General features: G+C 70.1%; 5 protein-coding genes. 2 read left to right on the forward strand and 3 right to left on the reverse strand.

The window, feature by feature from the left end; genetic code table 11:
• Positions 1 to 32: 32 nt before the first annotated feature.
• Positions 33 to 746: a TetR family transcriptional regulator C-terminal domain-containing protein gene (locus DBV14_RS08925; protein WP_124458833.1), complete on the forward strand. Its 714-nt coding sequence runs from the start codon at positions 33 to 35 to the stop codon at positions 744 to 746.
• Here DBV14_RS08925 and DBV14_RS08930 read toward each other — a convergent pair.
• Both DBV14_RS08930 and DBV14_RS08935 read right to left on the reverse strand, forming a co-directional pair.
• Complete coding sequence (locus DBV14_RS08930; RefSeq protein ID WP_221621881.1) at positions 743 to 2,086, reverse strand: PhzF family phenazine biosynthesis isomerase; 1,344 nt, start codon at positions 2,084 to 2,086, stop codon at positions 743 to 745. The two genes, DBV14_RS08925 and DBV14_RS08930, sit on opposite strands and share 4 nt — an antisense overlap.
• 11 nt (positions 2,087 to 2,097) lie before the next feature.
• Entirely contained in the window at positions 2,098 to 3,084 is a 987-nt protein-coding gene (locus DBV14_RS08935; protein ID WP_185545973.1) for a tripartite tricarboxylate transporter substrate binding protein, read from the reverse strand.
• Positions 3,085 to 3,186: 102 nt separating this feature from the next.
• Here DBV14_RS08935 and DBV14_RS08940 point away from each other — a divergent pair, with 102 nt between their 5' ends.
• Positions 3,187 to 4,014, forward strand: coding sequence for an AraC family transcriptional regulator (locus DBV14_RS08940; protein WP_185545974.1), 828 nt, complete (start codon positions 3,187 to 3,189; stop codon positions 4,012 to 4,014).
• On the opposite strand, the gene DBV14_RS33815 is transcribed toward DBV14_RS08940, so the two are convergent.
• Positions 4,011 to 4,411, reverse strand: a 401-nt coding sequence (locus DBV14_RS33815) for a winged helix-turn-helix domain-containing protein (RefSeq protein WP_260396882.1), incomplete at its 5' end; no start/stop codon positions are given. The two genes, DBV14_RS08940 and DBV14_RS33815, sit on opposite strands and share 4 nt — an antisense overlap.

Raw genomic sequence — 4,411 nt, forward strand, 5'->3', positions numbered from 1 at the left:
CTGGTGCGCTTCCTGGCGCGGATGAAGAATCCATGAGCACCGCCCTTCCATTGCGAACTGCGGCGCGCCCACCGGCCGTGAAGCGGCAAGCCCGCCGCCAGAACTTGGAGAGCGCCATCCTCGCGGTGGCGCAGGAACGCTTCGCGCTGCATGGCTACGGTGGCGTGTCGGTCGACGACATCGCGGCCGACGCAGGCATCTCCAAGCAGAGCCTGCTTTACTACTTCCCTTCGAAGAAGGCGCTGTACAGCCGCGTGTTCAACGACGTGCTCGACTCGTGGCTGTCGAACCTCAACAGCCTGGCCGACGCCGACCTCGACCCGCATGCCGCGCTGGAGCGCTACGTCACGCAGAAGCTGCAGTTCTCGTACGACCACCCCTCGGGCTCGCGCCTGTTCGCACAGGAAATCATTTCGCAGGCGCCGCAATGCGCCGACGACATCGAAGCCAAGCTGGTGCCCGCCTTCCGCGCCGAGGCGGCCGTGCTGAACCGCTGGATGGCGAACGGCGACGTGGCGCCGCTGCCCGTGCCGCACCTGCTCTTCACGCTGTGGGCCATGACGCAAACGTACGCCGACTTCGCCTGGCAGATGCGCATGCTGCTGGGCAAGCAGGCGCTGGAGCCGGCCGACTTCGACCTGGCCCGCGAGACCATTCTGCGGATGCTCGAAGGCGCGCTCGGGCTGAAGCGGCCTGCCACTTCCGCGGTGGTGTCGAGCGGGCACAGGCCGCAGGACCGCGGCTAACCGCGCGTTTCCAGCACCATCGACACTTCGACCACGCCCCCGCGCGGCAGCGACGCGACGCCCACGGTGGTGCGAACCGGCAGCGCGGCATCCGGAAAAATCCGTTGCAGCGCGGCCGATGCCGCATCCATCACCTGGGCGTGGTCCGCGAAATTTTCCGAGGCCTGCAGATACCCGTTCAGCGCCACCACGCGCACCACGCGCGAGAGGCTGCCCAGCTCGTCCTGCGCCGCGCGCAGCAGGGCGCCGACCGCGGCCACCGCCGCCCGCTGGCCACGCGCCACATCGTCGGGGCCATCGAGCCTTCCCGCGATCACCTGGCCGTTTTCGCGTGCGACCACGCCGCTCGAATGCAGCAGGTTGCCCACCCGCGCGAAGGTGGCGTAAGTGCCCGAGGGCCGGGCCCGGCTGACTTCGGGCGGGCAGAGCTGGTCGAGCAGGAAGTCTTCCGGCTGCGCATCGCAGGCTTTGCCGCCGACCCAGCAGCCTTCCTGTGCCATCGCCTCCGATGGCAGGCCCACATGGATCGCCGAGGGCGAGCCCATCGCTTCTCCCTGCCGCACGGTGACCGACAACGCGCCGTCGCCGACCAGCCCCAGGTGGCGCAGGCCCCAGGCCAGCGCCGCGGCGGCGATGCCGGTGGCCGCGTCTTCCGGATAGCCGGAAGACTTGGGAAACTGCCGCGCGCTGACCGTGCCGGGCTTGTCGGCCTCGTCCCGAGACAAGGCATAGGGGTACAGGCCGGTGGAGCCGAGGCGCTCGCACAGCGATTCGACCCGTGCGAAATCCACGCGCAGGGCGTGCAACTGTGCGGTGTCCGCCAGCCGCACCAGCGTCTTGACCCGGCTGGTGGCGGCGTTGAGCACCGGCCCCGCGATCTGCCCCACGTTGATGCCCAGGCATTGCGCAATCTCTTCGACGAGCGGCTGCTGCGTCACGGCCTGCACCGTGGCGCGCGGCTGGCTGATCTGCACCGTGCCGTCGACGCGCCGGCCCGTCACGGTGCCGCTGAGCGTTTCGATGGCGATGGGCGTGCCGTCCCATTCGCCGCGCCGGTGCAGCAGCCACAGCGCGCCGACCGTGGCGTGGCCGCACATTTCCATTTCGTGCTTCGGCACGAAGTAGCGCATGCGCAGGCGGTGCGCGGGCGTCGAGGGCTTCAGCACGAAGACCGACTCGTGGCCGCTGAGCCGCGTGTGTTCCTGCATCTGTTCGGTGGAGAGCGCATCGGCATCGAGCCACACCGGCGCGGGGTTGCCGCCGATGGCTTTGTCGGGGCCGACGAAGACGCGGATGTCGCGGGAGGCCGCTGGAGGGCGGGTTGTCGTCGTTTTCGTCATCGTCGTCATCGTCAATCGGCCCTCGCGTTGACCGAGCGCGCAATGCCGCCCCAGAGCTTGATGTCGTTGCGAATCTGTTCCTCGAACACCTCGGGCTGCACGCTCCATGGCGTCACGCCCTTGGCCAGCATGTCGGCGCGCAGGGCCGGGTCTTTCATCACGGTGTCGAGCGCGGCGCGCAGGCGCTGCACCACCGGCTGCGGTGTGGCGGCCGGCGCCATCAGGCCGTACCAGAGCTGCGGCTTGAAGTCCTTGATGCCGGCCGCCTCGAAGGTCGGCAGGTCGGCGAAACCGGCCGACGGCTCGCTGATGGCCAGCGCGCGCATGCGGCCACCGCGCACCTGCGCCATCAGCGCGGGCGGGTTGTCGAACAGGGCCTGGATCTGGCCCGCCATCAGGTCGGCCTGCGCGGGCGCGGCGCCGCGGTAGGGCACGTGTGTCATCTCGATGCCGGTGCGCTGCTTGAAGAGCTCGCCCGCCAGGTGGCTCAGGCTGCCGTTGCCGATGCTGCCGTAGTTGAGCGCCTGCGGATTGGCCTTGGCGTACGCGACGAAGTCTTTCACCGTGCGCGCGGCCAGCGCGGGCGTGACGACCAGCACGAAGGGCGTGGTGCCGATGGTGCCGACCGGCACCAGGTCCTTGGTGGGGTTGTAGGGCAGCTTGGGGTACACCGCGTCGGCCGAGGCGATGGTGGTCGTGGTGCTGGCCACCAGCGTGTAGCCGTCCGGGCTGGCCTTCGCGCCGAAGCCCGTGCCCACGGTGCCGCCCGCGCCGGAGCGGTTGTCGATGATGACCGACACACCCAGGGCGGCCTGCAGCCGGATCTGCACCGAACGGAAGATCACGTCGGTTCCACCGCCGGCGGGGAAGGGTACGATGATGGTGACCGGCTTCACCGGGTAGGCCTGGTCGGTGGCCGGCCACGAGGCGGTCGGCCCGTACAGGGCACCGGCGGCGGCCAGTCCCAGGAGCGCGCGGCGCAGAGGTTGAGTAGTCATGCTTTCTTCTTGCAGGAGTGGTCCTTCCGATTCTGTTGAGCGTGCGCAAACGCGCGCGCCCGCTTGCGACATGCGCGGATTCGAATGCGACAAGGAACGGCCATGCACATGAACACCGGGCACACGCCGCCCCGCCAGTCGCTGTTCGTCGAGCGGCTGTCGCACCAGGCGACGATGGTCGCCAACACCAGCGACCGCTATGCCACCGACCCCCACGTGCACGATTGCGACATGCTGTTCGTGCCCATCGCGGGCCGCTTCAGCGTGGGCGATGCACGGGGCGAAGCGCTGCACCTGGGGCCCGGCCATTTCATCTGGTTCGCGGCGGGCAGCGCGCATTCGACGACCACGCTCACGGCCGGCCAGGGCCACGTGGCGGTGTATGTCGATCCGGCGCTGTGGGCGACGGCGTTGCAGGCGCAGGGCGTGGTTCGGCCGCCGCAGGGCCTGCGCACGGGCAGCACCGCGCTGGGCGCGTTGTCGCAGCGCATGTTCGAAGCCACCCGCGCCGGCGACAACGAGAACTACGTGCTGTGCGGCGCGCTGGTCATGGAAGCGGCGCGCCTGAGCGCCAACCCCTTGTCGAAGGGCGACCCTTCGTCGGCGTTGTGGGTGGCCGAGTTGCTGGCCGAGGCGATGCTGCGCGACCTGGCCCAGCCGCTGCGGCTCGATGCCTTCGCGCAGCAGCACCGGCTGTCGCGCCGCCAGGTGGAGCGGATCTTCCGTGCCAGGCACGGCATCTCGCCGCTCGAATTCCTGCAGCGGCGGCGCCTGGAGCGTGCCGTGTACCTGCTGCGCAACACGCGCGACTCGGTGCTGTCGATTGCGCTGCAGGTGGGCTGGGAGTCGGGCTCGTACCTGTCGCGCATGCTCGAGAAGACCTGGGCCAAGAGCGCCACGCAGATCCGCGCTTCGGGGCTGGACGACTAGCCCGGCGGCGGCGCTTCCCACGCGAAGCCCACGCCATACACCGACCGGATCCAGTCGTGCGCGGGCGCCGCCGCGCCGAGCTTGCGGCGCAGGTTCTTCACGTGGCTGTCGATGGCGCGCTCGGTCACGTCCACCGTGTCGTCGTAGGCCAGCTCGAGCAGCCGCGCGCGCGAGAAGATGCGCCCCGGATGCCGAGACAGCACCTGCAGCAGCCCGAACTCGCGCCGCGTGAGGTTCAGTGGCGTGCCTTCGAGCGACGCGCGCCAGTGCACGTCGTCGAGCAGCAGGCCCGGCGCATCGCCTTGCGAATCCTGGGCCTGGGCAACTCCCGCCATGCCCGGCACCAGTCCCGGCGCGGTGCGCCGCAGCACGGCACGCACGCGCGCCACCAGCTCGC

Source organism: Variovorax sp. KBW07, assembly GCF_003852515.1.
In the GTDB taxonomy this organism is placed as follows: Bacteria; Pseudomonadota; Gammaproteobacteria; order Burkholderiales; family Burkholderiaceae_C; genus Variovorax.